Source organism: Streptomyces orinoci (genome assembly GCF_003121295.1).
GTDB classification, from domain to species: Bacteria; Actinomycetota; Actinomycetes; order Streptomycetales; family Streptomycetaceae; genus Streptomyces; species Streptomyces orinoci.
The window spans coordinates 376,924-400,285 of the sequence record NZ_PHNC01000031.1; the positions used below are offsets into that span (position 1 = coordinate 376,924).

Here is a 23,362-nt window from a genome sequence, read left to right on the forward strand (position 1 = left end):
GGACCGGTTCACATGAAGCCCGTGGACCCCCGGTTGCTGCGGTACGCCTCCGCCACCCGGTTCTTCCTGGCCGCTTCGGTGCTGCTGGGGCTGGCCGGCGCCGGACTGGTGATCGCCCAGGCGATGCTGATCGCCCAGATCGTCACCGGTGCCTTCCAGCACGGCCGCGGCACCGGCCAACTCACCGGCCCGCTGGTGCTGTTGGCCGTGGTGGCGGCGGGACGGGCGCTGGTGGCCTGGCTCACCGAGCTGGCCGCCCACCGGGCCGCCGCGGCGGTCAAGTCCCAGCTGCGGATGCGGCTGGTGGAGCATGCCACCCGGCCGGGCCCGGACCTGCCCGGCACCGGTGAGCTCACCACCCTGGCCACCCGGGGCGTGGACGCGCTGGACGACTACTTCGCCCGCTACCTCCCCCAGCTCGGGCTGGCGGCCGTGGTGCCGGTGGCGGTGCTGGCCCGTATTGTCACCGCCGACTGGCTCTCCGCCCTGGTCATCGTTCTCACCCTCCCGCTGATCCCGCTGTTCATGGCCCTGATCGGCTGGGCCACCCAGGCCCGGATGGACCGGCAGTGGCGGCTGCTGGCCCGGCTGTCCGGCCACTTCCTGGATGTGGTGGCCGGGCTGCCCACGCTCAAGGTCTTCGGCCGCGCCAAGGCCCAGGCGGAGTCCATCCGGGCCATCACCGCCGACTACCGCCGGGCCACCCTGCGCACCCTGCGCATCGCCTTCCTCTCCTCCTTCGCCCTGGAGCTGCTCTCCACCCTCTCGGTGGCGCTGGTCGCAGTGGGCATCGGGATGCGGCTGGTGAGCGGCGGACTCGACCTCTACACCGGGCTGCTGGTGCTGGTCCTGGCCCCCGAGGCATACCTTCCGCTGCGCGAGGTGGGCGCCCGCTACCACGCGGCGGCGGAGGGCCTGGCCGCCGCCGACCAGGTCTTCGCGGTGCTGGAGCGTAAGCCGCTGCCGGCCGGGGACCGTCCCGCGCCGGACGCCCGCCGGGCGGTGCTGAGCGTGGACCGCCTGATGGTGCGCCACCCCGGACGGGATGCACCGGCCCTGCCGGAGACCTCCTTCGAGCTGCGGCCGGGGGAGACCCTGGCGCTGACCGGGCCCAGCGGAACGGGCAAGTCCACCGTGCTGAACGCGCTGTTGGGACTGGTCCGGCCGAGCGCCGGGCGGGTGCTGGTGGACGGTATGGATCTGGCATCGCTCTCCCCCGAAAGCTGGCGGGCCCAGGTGGCCTGGGTCCCGCAACGGCCCCATCTCTTCGCCGGGACGGTCGCCGAGAACGTACGGCTGGCCCGCCCGGACGCCACCGACGCCGAGCTGCGCGAGGCGCTGCGGGCGGCGGGGGCGCTGGACTTTGTCTCCATGCTGCCGCAGGGCACTGACACCCGGCTGGGCGAGAACGGTGCCGGCCTGTCCGCCGGGCAGCGCCAACGCCTCGCCCTGGCCCGGGCGTTCCTCGCCGACCGGCCGGTGCTGCTGCTGGACGAGCCGACGGCCAACCTGGACGGGGAGACCGAGGCGGAGATCGTCGAGGCGGTCCGGCGGCTGGCCCGGGGCCGTACGGTGCTGCTGGTCGTCCACCGTCCCGCCCTGCTGGCGGTGGCGGACCGGGTGATCGACCTGGGCCGCCCGGACACCGGGCCCGGTGCCGGAGCCGCCAGGGAGGGCGAGCGGGCCGAGGCGCCGCCGCCCGCTCCGTCCGCCGGGGACGCGCCCCGGCCCGCACCCATGGGCGCACCGGTGCGAGGCGCCGGCGCACTCGCCCGGGTACGCGCCCAAGGCAGGCCCTACCGGGGCCGGTTCGCGCTGGCCATGCTGCTGGGGACGCTGGCGCTGGGCAGCGCGGTGGGCCTGATGGCCACCTCCGGCTGGCTGATCTCCCGGGCCTCCCAACAGCCCCCGGTGCTCTATCTGATGGTGGCCGTCACCGCCACCCGTACCTTTGGCATCAGCCGTTCGGTCTTCCGCTATGCCGAGCGCCTGGTCTCCCATGACGCGGTGCTGCGCGCCCTGGCCGGGCTGCGGGTCTCGGTCTACCGGCGGCTGGAGCGCCTGGCCCCGGCCGGGCTGCACCTCACCCGCCGTGGTGATCTGCTCTCCCGGCTGGTGGCCGATGTGGACGCGCTCCAGGACTACTTCCTGCGCTGGCTGCTGCCGCTGGGCGCGGCGCTGGCCGTGGGCGCCGTCTCGGTGGCGGGTGCCGCCTGGCTGCTGCCGGAGGCGGGAATCGCCCTGGCCGCCGGGCTGTTGCTGGCCGGAGCGGCGGTGCCGGTGCTGTCGGTGGCGGCGGCGCGCCGGGCCGAGCGGCAACTTTCCCCGGCGCGCGGTGAGTTGTCCGTACAGGTGGTGGATGTGCTCAGTGGTACCGCCGAGTTGACGGTGGCGGGGGCGCTGGGCGGAAGGCTGGAGCGGGTGCGGCGGACCGACGGCGCACTCACCGGGATCGCGCGCCGGGCCTCCGCCGCCACCGCGCTGGGCGCCGGACTGACCGCGCTGGCCTGCGGTCTGACCGTGGCCGCCACTGCCTGGGCGGGTGTGTCCGCGGTGCGGGACGGCAGGCTGGACGGGCCCTGGCTGGCCGTGCTGGTGCTCACCCCGCTGGCCGCCTTCGAGGCGGTGGCCGGTCTGCCGCTCGCGGCCCAGTACCGCCAGCGGGTCCGCCGCTCCGCCGAGCGGGTGCATGAGGTGCTGGACGCCCCCGAGCCGGTGCGGGACGGCACCGGCCCGGCCCCCGACTCACCCTTCCCGCTCCGGCTGACCGGCCTGACCGCCCGCCATCCGGGCGCCGGGGCCCCGGCCCTGGACGGCTTCGGCATGGAGCTGACCGAGGGCCGCCGGATCGCCGTGGTGGGCCGGTCCGGGGCGGGCAAGTCCACCCTGGCCCAGGTGCTGCTGCGGTTTATGGACGCCGAGTCCGGCTCGTACACCCTGGCCGGCCGGGAGGCCGCCGGTATGGACGGGGACGCGGTGCGGCAGCTGGTGGGGCTGTGCGCCCAGGACGCGCATGTCTTCGACAGCTCGCTGAGGGAGAACCTGCGGCTGGCCCGGCCGGGTGCCGGGGAGGCCGAACTGCGCCGGGCGCTGGCCCAGGCCAGGCTGCTGAGCTGGGTGGACGGCCTGCCGCAGGGGCTGGACACGCTGGTCGGGGAGCATGGTGCCCGTCTGTCCGGCGGCCAGCGGCAGCGGCTGGCGCTGGCCCGGTCGCTGCTGGCCGGCTTCCCCGTACTGGTGCTGGACGAACCGGCCGAGCATCTGGATCTGGCCACCGCCGACGCGCTCACCGCCGACCTGCTGGCGGCCACCGAGGGCCGTACCACCGTACTGATCACCCACCGGCTGGCCGGTCTGGAGGCGGTGGACGAGGTGATCGTGCTGGACGGGGGACGGGTGGTGCAGCGTGGGGCGCCCGGTCAACTGGCCGTGGCGGAGGGCCCGTTCCGGCGGATGCTGGAGCGGGAGGCGGCAGCCGAACAACTACCGCTTTCCATGGCAAAAGGTGCTTATTAGGCTCTGGCTATGGCAGCCACCGCTCAGCCCCCCGACCCCCCGCTCCGCGCCGACTCCCTGGCCCTGGCCACCGAGGCCACCCGCAGTCTGCAGGGGATGTCCACCGAACTGACCGCGCGGATCCCGCAGCTGCTGGAGGCCATGCGCTCGGTGGGCACCGGGCTGGAGCTGCACACCACCCTGGACCGTATCGCGGAGACCGCCGCCGAACTGGCCGACGCCGGGTACGCGGCCATCGGCGTACTGGACGAGACCGGCGAGGGGCTGGCCGACTTCATCACCCATGGCAGCGCCCCCGGCGGCACCGAGGAGGCGGACCGGCTGGCCGAACTGGCCGCCGACCCGCGCTCCCGGGGGCTGTCCCCGGGGCGCGACCTGCTGGCGGTGCCCATCCAGGTGGAAGGCGAGATCTTCGGCAACCTCTATCTGGCCGGGAAACGCGACGGAGGCGAGTTCGGCGTCGCCGACCTGCATATGGTGCGGATCCTGGCCGCCGAGGCGGGCATCGCCATCGGCAACGCCCGGGTGCACCAGCAGGGCCTGCAGCGGATGCGCTGGATCGACGGCTCGGTGGCGGTCACCACCGCCCTGCTCTCCGGCGGCGACGCCGAGGACGCGCTGGCGGTGGTCGCCGAACAGGCCCGCCGGCTGGCCGGTGCCGACGCGGGCATCGTGCTGCTGCCGGACGGGGACGGCGGCCTGGAGATGGCCGCGGTGGCGGCCGGGCCGGACGACCGGTCCCGGCTGCTGGGCACCGTACTGCCGCCGGACCTGCCGGTGGTCGGCCAACTGCTGGCCGGACAGCCGGTGTTCACGGACGACGCGGCCACCGACCCCCGGCTGCGCAGTGCACCCGCCCGGCGCTTCGGCCCCGCCATGCTGCTGCCGCTGAAGAGCGGCGACCGGGTGCTGGGCGCCCTGGCCACCCCACGGCGGCGGGGCACCGCCACATACACCGCCGCCGAGCGCACCCTGGCCGGGCAGTTCGCCGACCAGGCCGCGCTGGCCCTGGTGCTGGCCGAGGCCCAGCGCGACCGGGAACGGCTGGCCGTCTACGAGGACCGCGACCGTATCGCCCGGGACCTGCACGACCTGGTGATCCAGCGGCTGTTCGCCACCGGGCTGGTGCTGGAGAGCGCCCAGCGCCGCGCGGTGGAGGCGGAGGTGCGGCAGACAGTGGCCCGGGCGGTGGACGAACTGGACCGCACCATCCAGGAGATCCGCACCGCCATCTTCGCCCTCCAGCAGGAGCCCACCGAGCTGCCGGCCGGGCTGCGCACCCGGGTGCTGCGGGAGATCGGCACCGCCGCGGTGCCCCTGGGCTTCCAGCCCTCCGCCCACTTCATCGGGCCGGTGGACGCCAAGGTCGGGGAGCGCACCGGAAAGCACCTGATCGCGGCGCTGCGCGAGGCGCTCTCCAATGCCTTCCGGCACGCCAGGGCGTCCCGGATCGAGGTGGTGGTGGACGCCACCGCCCGGCTGGCCGACGGCCGGGAGGCGGTACGGCTGACGGTGGCCGACGACGGGGTGGGCATCCCCGCGGGCGGCCGCCGCAGCGGGCTGCGCAATCTGGCAAAACGGGCGGAGTCGCTGGGCGGCTCCAGTTCCTACGGCCCGGGGCTGGGCGAGGACGGCGGCGGGACGCGGGTGGTGTGGGAGGCGCCGCTGTAGCCGGTCCGGCGGGGCGAAGGGGGGTGCTCCGAACGGTCCTCTGCGGGGGCGGGCAGCCGGACGGCGGGCCACGATCGCGTTCATGCGATCTCTTTGTCGCTTTTCTCGGCTGACCGGGTGCTTTCGCACGCCCTGTCCGGGGCGCGGCATCCGGCGACGGCGCATCGCAGTGGCCGTATGCGCCCTGTGCACGGTGCTGGCGCCGCTGCCGCTCGCCGAGCCCTCGGTGACGGCGCGGACCTCGGCCCGGCCACCGGGCCGGCTGGCCCGGGTCGGTTCGGAGGTGTACCGGCTGGCCCAGGAGGCGGGCCGGGCCAAGGAGCGCTACCAGCGCGGGATGGCGGAGGTACGGGAACGCCGGGAGCTGGCCCGGCGCGCCACCCGGCGGCTGTACGAGCAGCGCCGGATCGCCCGCGAGCTGCACGAGGCCGCTGGGGCCGAGGCCCGCGAGCTCTACCGCACCGGCGGCTTCACCGCACCGGGCAGCGCACTGGCCGCCGATGACCCGGTGGAGCTGCTGACCCTTCAGGAACAGGAGTCCGAGCGGCGGAACCTGCTGGTCACCAGGGTGGCCCAGGCAGATGACCGCAGCCGGGCGCTGGAAGCGGAACAGCGGTCGGCGGCGAACTCCTGGCAGGAGCTGGAAGAGGAGGTGGGGCGGCTGCGCCGGGCCAAGGGCGAGCTGGACGAGCAGCTGACGGAGGCCCGCGAGGAGCTCAGCGGCCTGGCCGAGGCGGCCGTCGGCCATGGCCGGTGCCGACCGGTGGACCGGTCAATTGTGGACGGGGGCGACTCCGCCCACCCGGCGGGCGAGGCGCGGCAGGGCTGGACGCGTCCGGTGCTGGAGTACCAGCTGTCCGCCGGCTACGGCGGCACCGGCGCCAACTGGTCCGGGGTGCACACCGGCCAGGACTTCGCGGTTCCGGTGGGCACCCCGGTGCGCTCCGTCGGACCGGGGACGGTGGTGGCGGCGGGCTGCGGCGGGGCCTTTGGCATCAGCCTGGTGATCCGGCACCCGGGCGGCTGGTACTCGCAGTACGCGCATCTCTCGGCGCCCTTTATGGCCCCGGGGCGGCCGGTGCGGGCGGGTGAATGGATCGGGCTGTCCGGTACCACCGGCAACTCCACCGGTCCGCATCTGCACTTCGAGGTCCGTACCACCCCGGAGTTCGGCTCGGCGGTGGACCCGGTGGCGTGGCTGCGGGGGCACGGGGTGCTTCTGTGAGGAGGGCGGTGCCCGGGGCGTGTTGTTGCCCCGGGCGCTCCGGTGGCGAGGGCGGCGCCCCCGGCACGTCGGTGCGGAGGGCGGTGCCCCCGGTCAGCCCGCCAGCAGCCGCTCGATGACCTTAGCGACCCCGTCCTCGTTGTTGGCCGAGGTATGGCGGTCGGTGGTGGCCAGCACATCGGGGTGGGCGTTGGCCATCGCGTAGGAGGTCCCGGCCCAGCCCAGCATCTCCAGGTCATTGGGCATGTCCCCGAAGGCCACCACCTCCTCGGGGGCGATGCCCCGCTCGGCACAGCACCGGGCCAGGGTGCTGGCCTTGCTGACGCCCGGACCGCTGATCTCCAGCAGGGCGGTGGGGCTGGAGCGGGTGAACGAGCCATGCTCCCCGGCCACCGCGCGGGCGATGGACAGGAAGTCGTCCGGGGGCAGGTCGGGGTGGTGGGCGAGCAGCTTGAGGACGGGGCCGACGTCCGCTCCCCGCTGGGCCAGCAACTCCTCGGCGGCGGCGACCGTGGCGGCGGGGTCGGTCTGGAAGGGCGGGTACTGCGGCTCGTAGTGCATCCCGGTGGTGCGCTCCACGGCGAAGGAGGACCCGGGCACGGCCGCGCGTATGGCATGGACGATGGCCAGCGCGTCGGCGGTCTCCAGCGGCCGGACCTCCACAAAGCGGCCGCCGTCGTGCAGGTCCACCACGGCGGCGCCATTGGCGCAGATGGCCAGGCCATGGCCCTGCACATGGGCGCTGACCACATCCATCCAGCGGGCCGGGCGTCCGGTGACGAAGAAGACCTCGATGCCCGCGGCCTCGGCGGCGGCCAGGGCGGCGACGGTACGGTCGGAGACCGTCTTGTCGTCGTGCAGCAGGGTGCCGTCGAGGTCGGTGGCGATCAGCCGCGGGCGGGGAGCTCTTCGCCGGGCGGCTGGGGTCTCGGGCTGCTCGGTAGCGGAAGTCACCCTCCCATTCTCCGGGAGGGGGCCGGGGCCCGGCATACCGGGAGCGCCTCAGCCCAGCTTGGCCAGGCCCTCGGTGGCGATCCGCTCGAAGACCCCGGGGTCGGCGGCGAAGGCGGAGTCCGGAATGGGCGAGTGGATCACGATCTCGGTGAAGCCCAGCTCGGCATGGCGGCCGGCGAAGTCCACAAAGGCGTCGAAGGACTCCAGCGGACGGTCCGGAGTGAAGCCGGTGAGCAGGATCTTCTCCAGGCCCTGGGGATCCCGGCCGGCCTCGGCGCACTTCTCCTCGATCCGCTCGACCTGCCCGCGCAGGGCGGCCAGCGACTGCTCGGGGGTGCCGGTCTCGAACAGCTTGGGGTCACCGGTGGTCACCCAGGCCTGGCCGTGGCGGACGGCCAGCCGCATGCCGCGCGGCCCGGTGGCGGCCACCGCGAAGGGGATCCGGGGGCGCTGGAGGCAGCCGGGGACATTGCGGGCCTCCTCGGCGGAGTAGAACTCGCCCCGGTGGGAGACGGCCGGCTCACTCAGCAGCCGGTCCAGCAGCGGGACGAACTCGGCGAACCGGGCGGCGCGCTCCCGAGGGGTCCAGGGCTCCTGGCCCAGGGCGGTGGCGTCGAAGCCATCGCCGCCCGCGCCGATGCCCAGGGTGATCCGGCCACCGGAGACGTCGTCCAGCGAGATCAGGTCCTTGGCCAGGGTCACCGGGTGCCGGAAGTTGGGCGAGGTGACCATGGTGCCCAGCCGCATCCGGGAGGTGACCTGGGCGGCGGCGGTCAGGGTCGGTACGGCACCGAACCAGGGGCCGTCCCGGAAGCTCCGCCAGGACAGGTGGTCATAGGTGTACGCGGCGTGGAACCCCAGCTCCTCGGCCCGCCGCCATTCCGCTTCGCCGCCCTCCCGCCAGCGGCGGACGGGAAGGATCACGGTGCTGAGGCGCAGGGAAGTCGTCATGCTTCTGAAGCCTACGTTTCCCCTGTGGCGTTTGAGGCGCCGGCCGTTCGGTAACTGTTCGGCGGCCGCCGACGGCCCTTCTTACCCTGCCTTTTACCGCGCGGGCCGGCGCCGGCGAGGGAGAATCGGGGCAGAGGCACCTACGGGGGCGTGGTGCAGAGCCTTGGAGGTCTCCATGCAAGGCACCCGTTTCGCTCCGGACCGAGGGCTGACCGCCCGCATGGTGAGCACGATGTTCTTTATCGGGCTGCTCTATGTGGTGTTCGTCGGTGTGCTGATGGTGGCCCTGCGCGGAGCCTGGCCGGTCGTCCTGGTGCTGGCGGGCGCTCTGTTCGTCGCCCAGTTCTGGTTCAGCGACAAGATCGCCGCTTTTGGCATGGGTGCCCGGGAGGTCACCCCGGAGCAGGCCCCGGAACTGCATGGCGCGGTGGACCGGCTGTGTGCCCTGGCCGATATGCCCAAGCCGAGGGTGGCCATCGCCGACAGCGATGTACCCAATGCCTTCGCCACCGGGCGCAATCGCGACAACGCGGTGGTGTGCGCGACCACCGGGCTGCTGCGCCGGCTGGAGCCGGAGGAACTGGAGGGGGTGCTGGCCCATGAGCTGTCCCATGTGGCGCACCGGGATGTGGCGGTGATGACCATCGCTTCCTTCCTGGGGGTACTGGCCGGGGTCATCACCCGCGTCGGCCTCTGGGGCGGTTTCAGGCGCGTGGGCGGCCGGGACAGCAACACCGCTCTCCTGGTGGTGCTGATTCCGCTGATCAGCGCGGTGGTCTATGCCATCAGCTTCCTGCTGACCCGGCTGTTGTCCCGCTACCGCGAGCTGTCCGCCGACCGGGCGGCCGCCCTGCTGACCGGACGGCCCTCGGCCCTGGCCGCCGCGCTCACCAAGGTCACCGGGGAGATGGCCCGGATCCCCACCCGGGATCTGCGCCAGGCCGAGCCCTTCAACGCCTTCTTCTTCGCCCCCGCCTTCGCCAAGGACAGCGTCGGCCGGCTGCTGTCCTCGCACCCGACGCTGGAGCAGCGGCTGGACCAGCTCGGCCGGATCGCCGCCCAGCTCGGCCGCCCCTGAAGCCCCGGCCCTCCAAAGCCCCGCCCCCAAAGCTGGCCCGTTCCGAAAGGAGCCTGGTCCATGGGTCTTCTGGACGTCATCCTGGGCCGCAGCAAACCCGTCCGCCCGGATCTCGACCGGCTCTTCGCCCTGCCCTCCGCCGCCCTCACCCTGCAGGCGGGGGCCGGGTTCCGGCCGACCGGGCTGGGCTCGGTGTGCTTCGCCACCGTGGAGGGCGGAGCCTTCGACGGCCTGCGGCAGGAGGTCGGGGAACTGCTGGCCGCGGGCCTGCGGGAGGACACGGAGGACAGCGGGCCACAGGTGGAGTTCAGCCAGGACGGCTACGGCTACACCTGGCTGCTCTCCCGGCACCCGGCCGAGGACACCGCGGGCCTGGTCAACGACCTGCATGCGGTCAACACCCTGCTCCAGGAAGGCGGGTTCGGACCGCAGCTGCTCTGCTCCCTGATGGGCTTCCGCGATGCGGGGCAACGCCCGCTTGCCCTGGTCTACCTCTATAAGCGCGGCACCTTCTACCCCTTCGCCCCGGTGCCGGGCGGGGAGGGCGCAAGCGGCGGGCCGGGCAGGCGGGACAACGGGCTGGAGCTCCAGGTGCGGGCCCTGCTCGGCGATGACCTGCGGATCGAGCCCGACCTGGCCCGCTGGTTCCCGGTCTGGGGCGCACCGGGGCTGTGAGCTCCGGGCTTTACGGCGGCGGGACGCTCCCGTGGCCGGCCCGTCCTTCTTCCGCTACTCGGGGCGCTGCTTGGCGTACTGCTCGGCCGCCCAGCGGGCCCACTCCTCCTGCATGGCGGTCAGCCGCAGCCCGTACTCCAGGGCTATCCGGCCATTGACCGACAACGGGCCTTCGTCCCAGTCAACCCGGGCCTCCACCTCCCGCATGGCCGCGTGCCGGCCGGCCGCGTGGTGTGCCTCGGACTCCAGATAGGCCACCGCTTCCAGCCGGGTGAGGCTGTTGAGGAAGAAGACCCGCAGCATGGCATCGCTGCGCATCTTGCGCTCGGGCTCCGTCTCGGTGAGCCAGCGGTGCAGCTCATGCCGGCCTTCCTCGGTGATGACGTACTCCTTGCGGCCGCGGGCGCCCTCGGTGGAGACCTCCACCAGGCCGGCCGTGGCCAGCTTGCCCAGCTCGCCATAGACCTGGCTCTGGGTGGCCGGCCAGACATTGGCCAAGGAGCTGTCGAATGCCCTCATCAGGTCGTAGCCGCTGGCCGGGCGGTTGGCCAGCAGACCCAGCACCGCATGTCTCAGACTCATGGCGACAGCCTGACATTCCAGTATTGACATGTCAAGGGTGGAGGTTCTAGCTTCGACATGTCACAGTTGGAATGTCGGAGTCATCGGTCGATGACGGACCGGCGAGACCACCGCAACCTGGGGGGCCTGTCATGAACTACCTGCGCGGCTTTATCGCCTGGATCGCCTTCTCGATCGCCGCCACCCTCGACTGGCGCCTGGGAGCCGTCACCGCGCTGATCACCGGGGCGGCGCTGCTGGTCAAGGAGCGCCTGGACGGTTCCCTGGCCGGCTCGCTGATCCTGGAGTACAGCTCGGTGGCCTTCTTCGCCGCCCTCACCGCTCTGGCCCTCGCCCGGCCGCACAGCTGGCTGGGCGCGCACACCGGTGCCGTGTCCTCGCTCTGGCTGGCGCTCACCGCCTGGGCCACCCTGGCCATCGGCCGTCCCTTCACCGAGGAGATAGCCAAGCGCCAGACCTCGCCCCGGGTGTGGAACCACCCGCTCTTCCGCCGGGCCAATGTCGTCATCACCGCCGCCTGGGCCACCGCCTTCACCCTCAGCGCCGCCGCCATGACCGTCGTCTACGCCACCGGCCTCGGCAGCGTGGCCTCCGCCGTCATCCATCTCGCCGGGTTCCTGGTGCCCGCGGTGTTCACCAACCGCTACCGCGCCCGGATGAGGCGGTATGCCGTCCAGGCGGGCCTGCTGGGGCCGGCAGAGGGGAACGCGGCGGTGAGCGGCTGAGCACGGCGCACCCGGCACGGCAGCAACCGACCGACCACAGGAGATTCATCATGACCGCCTCACCCGCCCACCTCGCGGGCAACTACGCTCCGGTATCAGAGGAGTTGACCGCCCACGATCTGCCGGTCACCGGAGCGATCCCGCCCGAGCTCAGCGGCTGGTATCTCCGCAATGGCCCCAACCCACGGGACGCGGCCTCCGGCCACTGGTTCTTCGGCGACGGCATGATCCATGGCGTCCGGCTGGAGAGCGGCCGGGCCACCGCCTACCGCAACCGCTGGGTGCGCACCAGCACCTTCACCCATGGCGCCCGGTACTACGACGAGCAGGGCAGGATCGACCTCACCGCCGGCCATGCCAACACCCATGTGGTGCACCACGCCGGCCGCACCCTGGCGCTGGTGGAGTCCTCACTCCCCTATGAGGTGGACGGCCGGCCGGGGCATGAGCTGGAGACGCTCGGCGTCCATGACTTCGGGGGGCGGCTGACCACCTCGATGACCGCCCACCCCAAGACCTGCCCCAGCACCGGGGAGCTGCACTTCTTCGGCCGCGGCGGCAGCGGGCACCAGCTGGTGTACCACCGGGCCGACAGGGACGGGGAGTTGACCATCAGCAGGCCCATTGATGTGCCCGGCATCACGATGATGCATGACTTCCATCTCACCTCCCGCCATGTGGTGTTCATGGATCTGCCCGTGGTCCTCGATCCGGAGCTCGTCCGGCGGGGCGGCGGCCTGCCCTATGCCTGGGATCCCGGGTACGGGGCCCGGCTGGGCGTGCTGCGCCGCGACGATCCCTTTGGCGAGGTGCGCTGGCTGCCGGTGGACCCCTGCTATGTCTTCCATGCCTTCAACGCCTATGACCAGGGCAAGACCGTCGTCCTCCATGTGGTGCGCTACCCGCACTACGCCGCCCCCGCCCTGGGCCGTGCGGTGCCCGTGCTCTGGCGGTGGACCATCGACCTGGCCCGGGGCACCGTGGCCGAGGAGCAACTGGACGACACCCGCTGTGAGTTCCCGCGCATCGACGACCGGCTGGCCGGGGCGCCCGCCCGGTACGGCCATGCCACGGTCACCGGATCCCCGGGCATCGAACCGGAGCCCGGCACCCTGCTCCGCTATGACCTGCACAGCGGAGCAGTGAGACGGCATGAGTTCGGCCCCGGCCGGATACCCGCCGAGGCGGCCTTCGCCCCGGCCGATGACCGGCCGGGCGGCGCGGGCTGGCTGCTCAGTTATGTCTATGACGCCGCCACCGACACCAGCGATCTGGTCATCCTGGACGCCGATGAGCTCTCCGCACCGCCGGTGGCCGTGGTCCACCTGCCCCAGCGAGTGCCCTATGGCTTTCACGGCAACTGGATAGCCGACCGCTGAGCACCGGCGGCGAGATCGTCCATCACCCTTGCCCGCACCTCCCGTTCGGCGGCCGCGGCGATGAACTCCCCGACATGCTCCTCCCCGACCAGCCGGCGCACCGCCTCTACGGTCCCTGCGGGCAGCGTCACCGGTTCGGTCCGGGGGAGGCCGGGGGAAGGGGCCCCGGTCCCGTCGGGAGCCGGGGGCGGAGCCGAGCGGGGAGCTTGCGGGGCCTGCTCCGGTATCGCGGTCTCGCTGAGGTGGCTGCGCAGGAAGCGGGTGGCCAAGTCGCGCATTGCGCGGGCGAGTTCGGCGTCCAAGGTCTGCTGGGCCAGCGGGCGCAGCCGGCGCACCAGCTGGGCGGCCTCGGCGGCCTCCTCATCGGACGGGGGGTGGTCCAGATAGGGGCGGAAGACATGCTCGGTGGTGAAGTCCAGGAACCGGCCGGCGATGTGCTCCACCTGAACCCGGAGTTCGCGCAGATGGCCCGTGATGGCGGTCAGCGGCACCCCGGCCGCGTACAGCTCGGCGGCCACCGCCAGTTCCCGGGGGCTGGGCACCAGAAACAGGTCGGGGCAGCCCGGCAGCCGTTCCAGGACGCCGAGTTCGACCGCCTCCTCGATGGCGGATTCATCCTGGATGCCGCCGAAGCGGGCGGAGAGCTCGGCGCGGTTGATCCGGATGGCCCGTTCATCGCTCCAGGGGCCGTTGACCTCGGCGACCAGGCCGAGCACCCCGCCCAGGTCCTGGCCGGTGTCCCAGGCGTCCAGCAGCTCCTTGATGCTGGCCAGGGTGTAGCCGCGCTCCAGCAGGGCGGCGATCTGCCGCAGCCGCGCCAGATGGACCTCGCGGTAGACATTTGCCCGGCCGCTGCGCTCCGGCCTGGGCAGCAGGCCCCGGTCCTGGTAGGCGCGGATGGTGCGGACGGTGGCCCCGCTGTGCCGGGCCAGGTCCTCGATCCGGTAGGCCGGCTCGGTCACGAGGCGGCCCGGGCCGCCGCCGGGGAGGAGGCGAGATAGGCGACCGCCGCCTGCAGCGAGCCCTCCTGCGAGGGGTGGTAGGTACGCCGCAGATAGCGCGGGACGGCCGCGCCCAGTTCACGCCAGCTGGGCAACAGCCCTTTTCCGATCGCCCGGTTGTGGGAGCGCAGGGTGTAGCGCACCCGGCCGGCCAGCCGGGGATCGTGCCGGATCAGATAGGTGGCGCCATAGCCCCACAGATAGAACAGCACCGGCGCGGTGATGGCCATGCCCCAGACCCGGCGGGCATAGCGCCCGGGCTCCTCACCGCCGCAGTGCTGGTACATATCGAAGGCCACCGAGCGGTGCTCCACCTCCTCCGCGCCGTGCCAGCGCAGCAGGTCCAGCATCACCGGGTCCGGGCCGGCCCGGTCAAGTGCCTCGGTGCGCAGCACCCAGTCGCCCAGCACCGCGGTGAACTGCTCCACCGCGGCGATCACCGCCAGCCGGAAGCGCAGCCACTCAAGGTCCGGGATCCGCAGTCCGAAGGGGGGCTTGTCGCCGAGCAGCACATCGAAAAGGAAGTCCACCCGCCGGGTGTACTCGGTGGTGTCCAGCCGCTGCTCGGCCAAGTGGTCCAGCACATAGGAGTGCTGCACGCTGTGGGTGGCCTCCTGGCCCATAAATCCCTTGACGTCTCTGAGCAGTTGGGGGTCCCGCACCAGGGGCAGGGCCTCCTTGAAGACCTTGACGAACCACCGCTCCCCGGCGGGCAGCAGCAGATGCAGCACATTGATCACATGGGTGGCGGTGGGCTCGCCCGGTATCCAGTGCAGCGGGGTGCGGTGCCAGTCGAAGGACACCCTTCTCGGCGATATGTGATGGCTCATCCTCACTCCTCAAGATGCTCAGGTCCCCGGGGCCGGGACCCTCAACGGCCCTGGCTACAGCCGGGGTTCGATCCGTGACAGGGCCCGCAGCAGCCGGGGGGCGAAGCGGGACAGCAGCAGTGCGCCATGGGCCTCCGGGGTCACCGGCACCACCGCCCGGTTCTCCAGCACCGTCCGCAGCACGGCGTCCGCCACCTTCTCCGGCGGGTAATTGCGCAGCCGGTAGGCGCGGGCCGCACGGTTGCGCAGCCGCTGCTGCTCCTCCTCCGGCACCCCGGCGAAGCGCGCGGTGCTCACTATCCCGGTGTTCACCACCCCCGGGCAGATCGCCGAGACCCCGATGCCCTGGCCGGCCAGCTCCGCCCGCAGCGTCTGGCTGAGCATCAGCACCGCCGCCTTGGAGGCGCCATAGGCGGACAGCCTCCGCACCGGCTGGAAGGCCGCCGCCGAGGCGATATTGACGATATGGCCGCCCTGCCCGCGCTCGGCCATCTGCCGGCCGAAGAGCCGGCAGCCATGGATGACCCCCCAGAGATTGACGTCCAGCACCCGGCGCCAGTCCTCCGGCGAGGTGTCCAGAAAGGAACCGCCCAGCCCGATACCGGCGTTGTTCACCAGGACGTCCACCACGCCGTACTCCGCGGCCACCCGGTCCGCCAGCTTCTCCATGGCCTGCTCGTCGGAGACATCCACACACTCGGCCCAGGCCCCGGCCGCGCCGGAGAGCCGGGCCAGTTCGGCGGTGCGGGCCGCGCCCTCGGCGTCCCGGTCCACCACGACCACCCGAGCCCCGGCCTCCGCGAAGGCGAAGGCGGTGGCCCGCCCTATGCCGCCGGCCGCCCCGGTCACCAGGACCAGCTGTCCGGCGAAGCGCTGGGCGTAAGCCTCCCGCGCCGTGGCCGGCCGCCGGGCGGCGGCCGCCCGGCCGCCCTGCCGGGTGTGCTGCCGGCCGGCCTGCCGGTCGTTTTCCCGGTCGTTCTGCCGGTTCAGGACGAACTCGGTGATCCAGGCGGCCAGTTGGTCGGGCCGGTGCCGGGGCACCCAGTGCTTGGCCCGCAGGGTGCGGCGCACCAGGCCCGGCGCCCACTGCTCCAGGTCGTCATAGAGGCGCTCGGAGAGATAGGGGTCCCCGGTGGGCGTGATCAGCTGCACCGGCGCATGGGCGTAGGCGTCCCGGCGGGGGTGCCGCAGCCGGGCGCGGACATTGTCCCGGTAGAGCCAGGCGCCGTGCGCGGCGTCCTCGGGCAGCGAGGCGGTGGGGTAGCCGTCCGCCGGGAGCCGTTCCAGCCGCTCCAGCAGGGCGGGCCAGCGCCTGCCCAGCGGCCCCCGCCAGGCCGCCTCCGGCAGCCGGGGCAGATGCAGCGCGGAGACATACCAGGATCTGCGGCCCTGCCCCAGCAGCTGGGCCACCGCCCGCGGGGTGGGCCGGGCGGCCCGGCGCCGCAGCCATAGCCCCAGGTGGTCCAGCGAGGGACCGGAAATGCTGGTGAAGGAGGCCACTCGCCCCTCGGTGCGCCGGGCGGTGGCGAACTCCCAGCCCTGCACCGAGCCCCAGTCATGGCCCACCAGGTGCACCGGGGCATGCGGGCTCACCGCGCCGGCCACCGCCAGGAAGTCATCGGTGAGCTTCTCCAGGGTGAAGCCGCCGCGCAGCGGCCGCGGCGCGCTGGACCGGCCATGGCCCCGGACGTCATAGAGCACCACATGGAAGCGGCCGGCCAGCCGCCGGGCGACCTCGGACCACACCTCCTTGCTGTCCGGATAGCCGTGCACCAGCACCACCACCGGCCGCCCGGCCTCGCCCAGCTCGGCCACGCACAGCTCGACCCCGCCCGAGACCACCCGGCGCTCCCGCGCCCCCTCGATCCCCGCGCCGCTCACGCGGCCACCTCCTCGGCTCGGTGCCGCAGATGCGGCAGGTCCTCGTCCAGCCAGAACGCGCTCTCCACGGGATCCCGGGAGTCGGTCACCACCAGCAGCTCCTCGAACTTGGCGCCGGTGCCGCGGAAGCCCAGATGCGGCTCCACCGCCCACAGCCCGGGCACCGGCGGATGGCCGGAGACCCGGTACGGGCTCCACAGCGGCGACCAGCCCTGACGGTGCCCGCGCAGGGCGTCCGCGGCCAGCCCCCGCAGCGAGTGCACACCGAACCCCAACAGGCTGGGCGCCCAGCGGTGTTGGGGCACCCGGTGCACCTTGTGCGCTATCACCCCGAAGGGATAGGCGCGGTGCCGGTTGGCATAGCCCTGGCGCACCATCAGCGCGTCCACCTCCCGGTAGATCTCGCGCAGCGGCCGCCGCTCGCGCACCTCGCGCAGGATCAGCGCCCGGTGCTCCAGCAGATCCGCGGCCAGCCGTCGGTGCAGGGCGTTGGGCCCCAGGCAGCCCGAGTAGCCGATATCGGCGGTGAAGCCCCGGTACACCGGAGCCAGGTCCAGGATGAACGGCATGCCCGGCGCCAGCTCGCGGCCGGTGGGGAAGAACTGGTGCGGCAGCCGGAAGCCCGTGAAGGCCGTACGGTCGCCGAACCAGGCGAAGGGCAGATGGAACCAGTCCCGCACCCCGCGCTCGCGCAGCCACTCCCGCAGCATCCGCGCGGCCTCCCGCTCGGTCACCCCCGGCCGCAGCCGCCCGGCCACCGCCTCCGCGCAGGCATAGGCCAGCCGCTGCACCTCACGGAAGCCGCGCAGCTCCCCGCCGGGCCCGTCCATGGCATCGGCCGTCATGCCCACCCGCCCGTTCACTGCGCACCGAGTGAAACCCGTTGCGGAATCGGTAAGTTGACAGCAACGAATGTGACAACGTTCAGCGGCTGCGTCAAGGGTCGTGGTCCGGTGCACCGGGGAATGCCAGGGACACCCACCCGTACTTCCGGCCGACCCCCTACGGGTGGGTCAGCCCCGAGGACTACGAATAAGCCACGCTCCAGGCTGACGACGACGGCGCCCGCCCCCACTAGCGTCGAAGGCGTGACAGTGATCGCCATCGACGGCCTCAGCAAGCGGTTCCCCAAGGTGACCGCGCTTGACCGGCTCACCGTGGACATCACCCCCGGAGTGACCGGGCTGGTGGGTGCCAACGGAGCCGGCAAGTCCACGCTGATCAAAATCCTGCTGGGGCTCTCCCCGGCCACCGAGGGCAGTGCCCGGGTGCTCGGCCTGGACGTCGCCACCCAGGGCGCGGCGATCCGGGAGCGAGTGGGCTATATGCCCGAGCACGACTGTCTGCCGCCGGATGTCTCGGCGACCGAACTGGTGGTGCACCTGGCCCGGATGTCCGGCCTGCCGCCGGCCGCCGCCCGGGAGCGCACCGCCGACACCCTGCGCCATGTGGGCCTCTACGAGGAGCGCTACCGCCCCGTCGGCGGCTATTCCACCGGGATGAAGCAACGGGTCAAGCTGGCCCAGGCCCTGGTCCACGACCCCCAGCTGGTGTTCCTGGACGAGCCCACCAACGGCCTGGACCCGGTCGGCCGGGACGAGATGCTGGCCCTGATCCGCCGGATCCACACCGACTTCGGCATCTCGGTGCTGGTCACCTCGCACCTGCTGGGCGAGCTGGAGCGCACCTGTGACCAGGTGGTGGTGATCGACGGCGGCAAGCTGCTGCGCTCCTCCGCCACCAGCGACTTCACGCAGGCCACCGGCTCCCTGGCGGTCGAGGTCACCGACAGCGACACCCACCCCGACGGCACCGCCGCACTGCACTCCGCGCTCACCGCGGCCGGGCTGATGGTGCAGCCTTCCGGCGAGCACGGAGCCCCCGGCTCCGGCCGGGTGCTGCTGGTCGGCCTGGCCGGCGAGGAGACCTATGACATGGTGCGCGACGCGGTGGCCACCCTCGGCCTCGGCCTGGTCCGGATGGAACAGCGCCGGCACCGCATCGCCGAGGTCTTCCAGACCACCGCCGTCCCGACGGCCGGCCCCGCGCAGAAATGGGACAGCCCCGATGCCGCCTGAGTCCTCCCTGGCCCCCGCCCAGGACGTCATCCACAACATCGGCTACCGCAACTACACCGGCGCCCGCCTCGGCCGCCGCTACATCCGGCGCTCGCTCTATGTGCAGAGCCTGCGTGGCGCCTATGGGCTGGGCCGCTCGGCCAAGTCCAAGGTGCTGCCGATGATCCTGTTCGCCGCCATGTGCCTGCCCGCCGCCATCATCGTGGCGGTGACGGTGGCCACCAAGGCGAACAAACTCCTGGTGGCCTACACCGCCTACGCCCCCTATCTGCAGGCGGTCATCGGCCTGTTCCTGGCCGCCCAGGCGCCCCAGTCGGTCTCCCGGGACCTGCGGTTCAAAACCGTCCCGCTGTACTTCTCCCGCCCGATGGAACGCTTCGACTATGTGGTGGCCAAGTTCGCCGCCCTGGCCTCCGCCCTGTTCATCCTCACCGCCGCGCCCCTGCTGATCCTCTATCTCGGCGCCCTGCTGGCCAAGCTGGGCTTCGCCGGTCAGACCAAGGGCCTAGCCGAAGGACTGGTCTCCGTGGCCCTGCTGTCGCTGCTCTTCGCCGGAATCGGCCTGGTGATCGCCGCGCTCACCCCGCGGCGCGGCTTCGGCGTCGCCGCCATCATCGCGGTACTCACCATCTCCTATGGCGCGGTCAGCACCATCCAGGCCATCGCCCTGGCCCGGGACACCACCGACGTCATCGGCTGGCTGGGCCTGTTCTCCCCGCTCACCCTGATAGACGGCGTACAGACCGCCTTCCTCCAGGCCACCTCGGACTTCCCCGGCGGCCATGGCCCGGGCACCGGCGCGGGCGTGGTCTATCTGCTGGTCGTCCTCGGCCTGATCGCGGGCTCCTACGCCCTGCTGATGCGCCGCTACCGAAAGGCCGGGCTGTGACCTCAATCGAGATCGACAAGGTCTCCCGCTGGTTCGGGAATGTGGTCGCCGTCAACGATGTGACCATGCGGGTGGGCCCGGGCGTCACCGGGCTGCTCGGTCCCAACGGTGCCGGGAAGTCCACCCTGATCCATATGATGGCCGGCTTCCTGGCCCCCTCCAGCGGCACCGTCACTCTGGACGGAGCCGCGATCTGGGGCAATGAGCAGATCTACCGGCAGATCGGGCTGGTCCCCGAGCGGGAGGCCATGTACGACTTCCTCACCGGCCGGGAGTTCGTCCGGGCCAACGCCGAGCTGCACGGCCTGGGCGAGGACGCCGCCCAACGGGCCCTGGCCACCGTGGAGATGGAGTACGCCCAGGACCGGCGCATTTCCACCTACAGCAAGGGCATGCGGCAGCGGGTGAAGATGGCCTCCGCGCTGGTCCACGACCCCGCGGTGCTGCTGCTGGACGAGCCCTTCAACGGCATGGACCCCCGCCAGCGCATGCAACTGATGGAGCTGCTGCGACAGATGGGGGCCGAGGGCCGCACCGTGCTGTTTTCCTCGCACATCCTGGAGGAGGTGGAGCAACTCGCCGCCCATATCGAGGTGGTGGTGGCCGGCCGCCACGCGGCCTCCGGTGACTTCCGCAAGATCCGCCGGCTGATGACCAATCGCCCGCACCGCTATCTGGTGCGCTCCAGTGACGACCGGGCGCTGGCCGCCGCGCTGATCGCCGACCCCTCCACCGCGGGTATCGAAGTGGACCTCCAGGAAGGCGTGTTGCGCATCCAGGCCGCCGACTTCGGCCGTTTCACCACCCTGTTGCCCGTCGTCGCCCGGGCCCGGGGCATCCGCCTGCTGGCCGTCTCGCCCTCCGACGAGTCGCTGGAATCGGTCTTCTCCTACCTCGTCGCGGCCTGAAGGGAGCCCCACCGCCATGTTCCATCCCACCGTCGCCCGGCTCACCTACCGCGGGCTCCTCGGCCGCCGCCGGATTGTTGTGCTGCTGGCCCTGCCCGTCCTGCTGTTGCTGGTCTCGGCCGTGGTCCGCGCGCTGACCGGCGCCGACGACGCGACCGCCACCAATGTGCTGGGCGGCTTCGCCCTGGCCACCATGGTCCCGCTGATCGGAGTGATCGCCGGTACCGGAGCCATCGGCCCGGAGATCGACGACGGCTCGGTGGTCTATCTGCTGGCCAAACCGGTCAAGCGGCCCACCATCATCGTCACCAAGCTGCTGGTGGCCATTGGGGTCACCATGGCCTTCTCGGCGATACCCACCCTGATCGCGGGGCTGCTGCTCAATGGCAACAGCGAGCGGATCGCCGTCGCCTATGCCGCCGCCGCGGCTGTCGCCTCCATCGCCTACAGCGCACTGTTCCTGCTGCTGGCCACCCTCACCCGGCACGCGGTGGTGGCCGGGCTGGTCTACGCCCTGGTCTGGGAGGCGTTCTTCGGCAACCTGGTCCCCGGCGCCCGTACCCTCAGCATCCAGCAGTGGGCCCTGGCCCTGGCCGAGAAGATCGGCGCACCGGGAGCCATCACCTCCGATGTCGCCCTGCCCACCGCCCTGGTGCTGCTGGCCGCGGTGACCACGGCCGCCACCTGGTACGCCGGGCAGAAGCTGCGCCGGCTGACGCTGGCCGGAGAGGAGTGAGCACGGCGGCAGGGATCAGGGGAGCAGGGGTCAGCGGCCGAGCAGGGCGCGCACAATGGTGACCTGCTCGGGGATCAGGGAGGTCTCCCCGTCCTCGATGTCCCACAGCGCGTTCTGCAGCACCCGGCCCAGCGTCCAGCACACCGCCCGGTGCCGGTCCAGCTCCAGCACCTCGGTCAGCAGATCGAAGCGGCGCAGCACCGCCCGCGCCGGGTCACCGGTGGCGGCGATGTCGGCCCAGCGGTTGTCCAGGGCCGGGAGCAGGTCGAAGCCCGGGTCGCCGACCAGCGGCTTGGGGTCGATGGCCAGCCAGGGCTCGCGCTGTACTCCGGGCAGCGGGGCCAGGACGTTCTCATAGTGCAGGTCCCAGTGGAGCAGCCGGCGGCCCGGCTCGGCGATCACCTCCCGTACCGCTGCCGCGCAGTCGGCCAGCAGCCGGCGCTCGGCGGGATCCGCCAGCGCGGGGGCGGCCTGCGGCGCGCGCTCCAGCAACCCCTGGGCGATATCCGAGAGTTGGCGCAGCCCGGCGGGGGCGGGGATGGCGTGCAGCCGGTCCAGCAGCCCGGCCAGGTGGTGCAGCGCCACGGTGTCATCGGGGACGGTGGCCAAGGACCGGGCCCCGTCCAGCCGTTCCAGCAGCATGGTGCCCGACTCCGGGTCATGGCCCAGGAGTTGGACCGCGCCATCGCCGCCCCAGGCGCGCAGGGCCAGCGGCTCGCCCACGCTCTCCTCGTCCACCGGCTGGAGCTTCAGCGCGGCCGGGGTGCCGTCCTCGCAGCGGACCGGCAGGATCAGGGCGACCATGCCATGCGCCGGCCGGCCGTCCGGCCGGAGATTCCAGCGGTCCAGGAACTCCGCCGCCAGGTCGGGCAGTGCGGCCACCCACTCCCGGCCGGAGGCGGCGTTGAAGCGTTCATGGAAGGAGGCAAGCTCGGCGGGAACGGTGAGCGATGATGCAGCGGGCACGGCGGCGTCTCCTCACATCGGGGTCGTCACCTCTCCCAACGTCTCAGACCTTGCGATCGCGCCCGGCGCCCAGCCCCAGGAACAGCAGCGCCGCACAGGCCACCAGCAGCAGCCCGATCGGCAGCGTCCAGCCACCGGTCAGCTGGTGCACCGCGCCAATGGCGAAGGGTCCCACCGAGGCCAGCAGATAGCCCCAGGTCTGGGCCATGCCGGAGAGCCGGGAGGCGGTGTGCGCATCCCGGGTGCGCAGCACCATCAGGGTCAGCGCCAGGCCCAGCATGCCGCCCTGGGCCACGCCCATCAGGGTTGCCCACAGCCAGGCGCCGGCCACCGGGGCGGTGAGCAGCCCCACGATGCCGCAGGTCATCAGCGTCACCACGGCCACCGCCAGCGGCCGCTGGTCGCGCAGCCGCCCGGCGATCACCGGGACGAAGAAGGAGCCGACCATCTGGATCAGGGTGTAGAAGGCATAGACCACCCCGGCCTCGCCCTTGCTCATCCCATGGTCGGTGAAGACGGTAGGCATCCAGGCGATGCAGACATAGGCGATCAGTGACTGGGTGCCCATCAGCAGGGTGACCTGCCAGGCGAGCGGGGAGCGCAGCAGATTGGTCTCGGTGCCGCCGGCCGCGGCGCGGGGCGCGGGACCGGTGCCCTGCTGATGCGCCCGGCGGGCGATGACCGCCTGGGGAATCCAGGCCACCACCGCCACCGCGGCCAGCAGCGCCCAGAAGGCCAGCGAGCCCCGCCAGCCGCCCAGGGCGTTCTCCAGCGGCACCGCCAGCGCGGCGGAGCCGGTGGCGCCCAGGATCAGGGTGGTGGAGTACAGGGCCGTCATGGCGGCCGCCCGGTCCGGGAAGTCCCGCTTGACCAGGCCCGGCATCAGTACGTTCAGCAGGGCGATGGCGGTGCCGACCAGGGCGCAGCCCAGGAACAGCGCCACCACCGGGGGTGCCACCCGCAGCAGGATGCCGCCGCACAGCAGCAGCAGCGCACCGCAGAGCACGGTCTCGGTGCCGAAGCGCCGGGCCAGCCGGGGCGCGATGATCGAGCCCAGGCCCATGAACAGCAGCGGGATGGTGGTCACCAGGCTGCCGGCGGCCGCCGCCAGATGGAAGTGGCCGCTTATCTCGCCCATCAGCGGCGAGACCCCGGCCAGCGCGGCCCGCATATTGAGCGAGGCCAGCACCACGCCCAGCATCACCAGGGCGGGGTGGGCACGGACCGCGGCCGGGGCGGCGGCGGTGACGGGGGTGACGGGGGTGGTGGTGTGGGTGATGTCCGGAGGTGTCTGGGACCTCGTTTCCGACATGAAGT

Annotated in this window: 20 protein-coding genes; 11 read left to right on the top strand and 9 right to left on the bottom strand. The window is 72.6% G+C overall.

The genetic code is table 11. The annotated features are described in order from the left end of the window. Window positions 1-12 precede the first annotated feature (12 nt). The 3 genes from cydD to CV755_RS36795 all read left to right on the top strand — a co-directional run bounded on the left by cydD (window position 13) and on the right by CV755_RS36795 (window position 6,412). Complete coding sequence (cydD, locus tag CV755_RS23835; protein WP_109282328.1) at window positions 13-3,516, top strand: thiol reductant ABC exporter subunit CydD; 3,504 nt, start codon at window positions 13-15, stop codon at window positions 3,514-3,516. Between the two features lie 9 nt (window positions 3,517-3,525). Next, a complete protein-coding gene (locus CV755_RS23840; protein ID WP_109282329.1) occupies window positions 3,526-5,187 on the top strand; it encodes a sensor histidine kinase in 1,662 nt (553 codons plus the stop codon). A gap of 169 nt (window positions 5,188-5,356) precedes the next feature. Next, window positions 5,357-6,412, top strand: a complete 1,056-nt coding sequence (locus CV755_RS36795) for a M23 family metallopeptidase (protein WP_109282330.1) — start codon at window positions 5,357-5,359, stop codon at window positions 6,410-6,412. A gap of 93 nt (window positions 6,413-6,505) precedes the next feature. Here the strand turns inward: CV755_RS36795 and CV755_RS23850 are convergent, their stop codons facing one another. Both CV755_RS23850 and CV755_RS23855 read right to left on the bottom strand, forming a co-directional pair. Beyond that, window positions 6,506-7,366: a Cof-type HAD-IIB family hydrolase gene (locus tag CV755_RS23850; RefSeq protein WP_241561371.1), complete on the bottom strand. Its 861-nt coding sequence runs from the start codon at window positions 7,364-7,366 to the stop codon at window positions 6,506-6,508. Window positions 7,367-7,414: 48 nt separating this feature from the next. Continuing rightward, entirely contained in the window at window positions 7,415-8,317 is a 903-nt protein-coding gene (locus CV755_RS23855) for an LLM class flavin-dependent oxidoreductase (RefSeq protein ID WP_109282332.1), read from the bottom strand. Window positions 8,318-8,492: 175 nt separating this feature from the next. Between CV755_RS23855 and htpX the strand changes: the two genes are divergently transcribed. Both htpX and pspAB read left to right on the top strand, forming a co-directional pair. After that, on the top strand, window positions 8,493-9,395 hold the full coding sequence (gene htpX / locus CV755_RS23860) for a zinc metalloprotease HtpX (protein ID WP_109282333.1): 903 nt from the start codon (window positions 8,493-8,495) through the stop codon (window positions 9,393-9,395). 60 nt (window positions 9,396-9,455) lie between these two features. Further along, the gene (pspAB, locus tag CV755_RS23865; RefSeq protein ID WP_109282334.1) at window positions 9,456-10,070 is read left to right on the top strand and encodes a PspA-associated protein PspAB; all 615 of its coding nucleotides are present in this window, start codon (window positions 9,456-9,458) and stop codon (window positions 10,068-10,070) included. Window positions 10,071-10,124: 54 nt separating this feature from the next. Here pspAB and CV755_RS23870 read toward each other — a convergent pair whose 3' ends face one another. Continuing rightward, window positions 10,125-10,652, bottom strand: coding sequence for a PadR family transcriptional regulator (locus CV755_RS23870; protein ID WP_109282335.1), 528 nt, complete (start codon window positions 10,650-10,652; stop codon window positions 10,125-10,127). 131 nt (window positions 10,653-10,783) lie between these two features. Between CV755_RS23870 and CV755_RS23875 the strand changes: the two genes are divergently transcribed. Further along, complete coding sequence (locus CV755_RS23875; RefSeq protein ID WP_193553469.1) at window positions 10,784-11,377, top strand: hypothetical protein; 594 nt, start codon at window positions 10,784-10,786, stop codon at window positions 11,375-11,377. Window positions 11,378-11,427: 50 nt separating this feature from the next. Next, a complete protein-coding gene (locus CV755_RS23880; protein ID WP_109282336.1) occupies window positions 11,428-12,756 on the top strand; it encodes a carotenoid oxygenase family protein in 1,329 nt (442 codons plus the stop codon). Here CV755_RS23880 and CV755_RS23885 read toward each other — a convergent pair. The 4 genes from CV755_RS23885 to CV755_RS23900 are packed head-to-tail and all read right to left on the bottom strand — an operon-like array spanning window position 12,729 to window position 17,313. Further along, a complete protein-coding gene (locus tag CV755_RS23885; protein ID WP_109282337.1) occupies window positions 12,729-13,718 on the bottom strand; it encodes a MerR family transcriptional regulator in 990 nt (329 codons plus the stop codon). The two genes, CV755_RS23880 and CV755_RS23885, sit on opposite strands and share 28 nt — an antisense overlap. Further along, a complete protein-coding gene (locus tag CV755_RS23890; protein WP_109282338.1) occupies window positions 13,715-14,587 on the bottom strand; it encodes a metal-dependent hydrolase in 873 nt (290 codons plus the stop codon). Before CV755_RS23890 ends, CV755_RS23885 begins: the two co-directional genes overlap by 4 nt. Window positions 14,588-14,641: 54 nt before the next feature. Further along, entirely contained in the window at window positions 14,642-16,468 is a 1,827-nt protein-coding gene (locus tag CV755_RS23895; protein ID WP_109282339.1) for an SDR family oxidoreductase, read from the bottom strand. Continuing rightward, window positions 16,465-17,313 carry a M24 family metallopeptidase gene (locus CV755_RS23900; protein ID WP_109283481.1) on the bottom strand — a complete coding sequence of 283 codons (849 nt, stop codon included), beginning with the start codon at window positions 17,311-17,313 and terminating at the stop codon, window positions 16,465-16,467. The genes CV755_RS23895 and CV755_RS23900 overlap by 4 nt, the downstream gene beginning before the upstream one ends. Window positions 17,314-17,556: 243 nt before the next feature. Here CV755_RS23900 and CV755_RS23905 point away from each other — a divergent pair, with 243 nt between their 5' ends. The 4 genes from CV755_RS23905 to CV755_RS23920 are packed head-to-tail and all read left to right on the top strand — an operon-like array spanning window position 17,557 to window position 21,079. Beyond that, window positions 17,557-18,546 carry an ABC transporter ATP-binding protein gene (locus CV755_RS23905; RefSeq protein ID WP_241561372.1) on the top strand — a complete coding sequence of 330 codons (990 nt, stop codon included), beginning with the start codon at window positions 17,557-17,559 and terminating at the stop codon, window positions 18,544-18,546. After that, on the top strand, window positions 18,536-19,435 hold the full coding sequence (locus CV755_RS23910; protein ID WP_109282341.1) for an ABC transporter permease subunit: 900 nt from the start codon (window positions 18,536-18,538) through the stop codon (window positions 19,433-19,435). Before CV755_RS23905 ends, CV755_RS23910 begins: the two co-directional genes overlap by 11 nt. Next, window positions 19,432-20,343, top strand: coding sequence for an ABC transporter ATP-binding protein (locus CV755_RS23915; RefSeq protein ID WP_109282342.1), 912 nt, complete (start codon window positions 19,432-19,434; stop codon window positions 20,341-20,343). Before CV755_RS23910 ends, CV755_RS23915 begins: the two co-directional genes overlap by 4 nt. Before the next feature lie 16 nt (window positions 20,344-20,359). After that, entirely contained in the window at window positions 20,360-21,079 is a 720-nt protein-coding gene (locus tag CV755_RS23920; RefSeq protein WP_109282343.1) for an ABC transporter permease subunit, read from the top strand. Between the two features lie 30 nt (window positions 21,080-21,109). Here CV755_RS23920 and CV755_RS23925 read toward each other — a convergent pair whose 3' ends face one another. Together CV755_RS23925 and CV755_RS23930 are read right to left on the bottom strand one after the other, a co-directional pair. Beyond that, complete coding sequence (locus tag CV755_RS23925; protein WP_109282344.1) at window positions 21,110-22,045, bottom strand: aminoglycoside phosphotransferase family protein; 936 nt, start codon at window positions 22,043-22,045, stop codon at window positions 21,110-21,112. A 43-nt stretch (window positions 22,046-22,088) separates the two neighbouring features. Beyond that, window positions 22,089-23,357: a CynX/NimT family MFS transporter gene (locus CV755_RS23930; protein ID WP_109282345.1), complete on the bottom strand. Its 1,269-nt coding sequence runs from the start codon at window positions 23,355-23,357 to the stop codon at window positions 22,089-22,091. Between the last annotated feature and the right edge of the window lie 5 nt (window positions 23,358-23,362).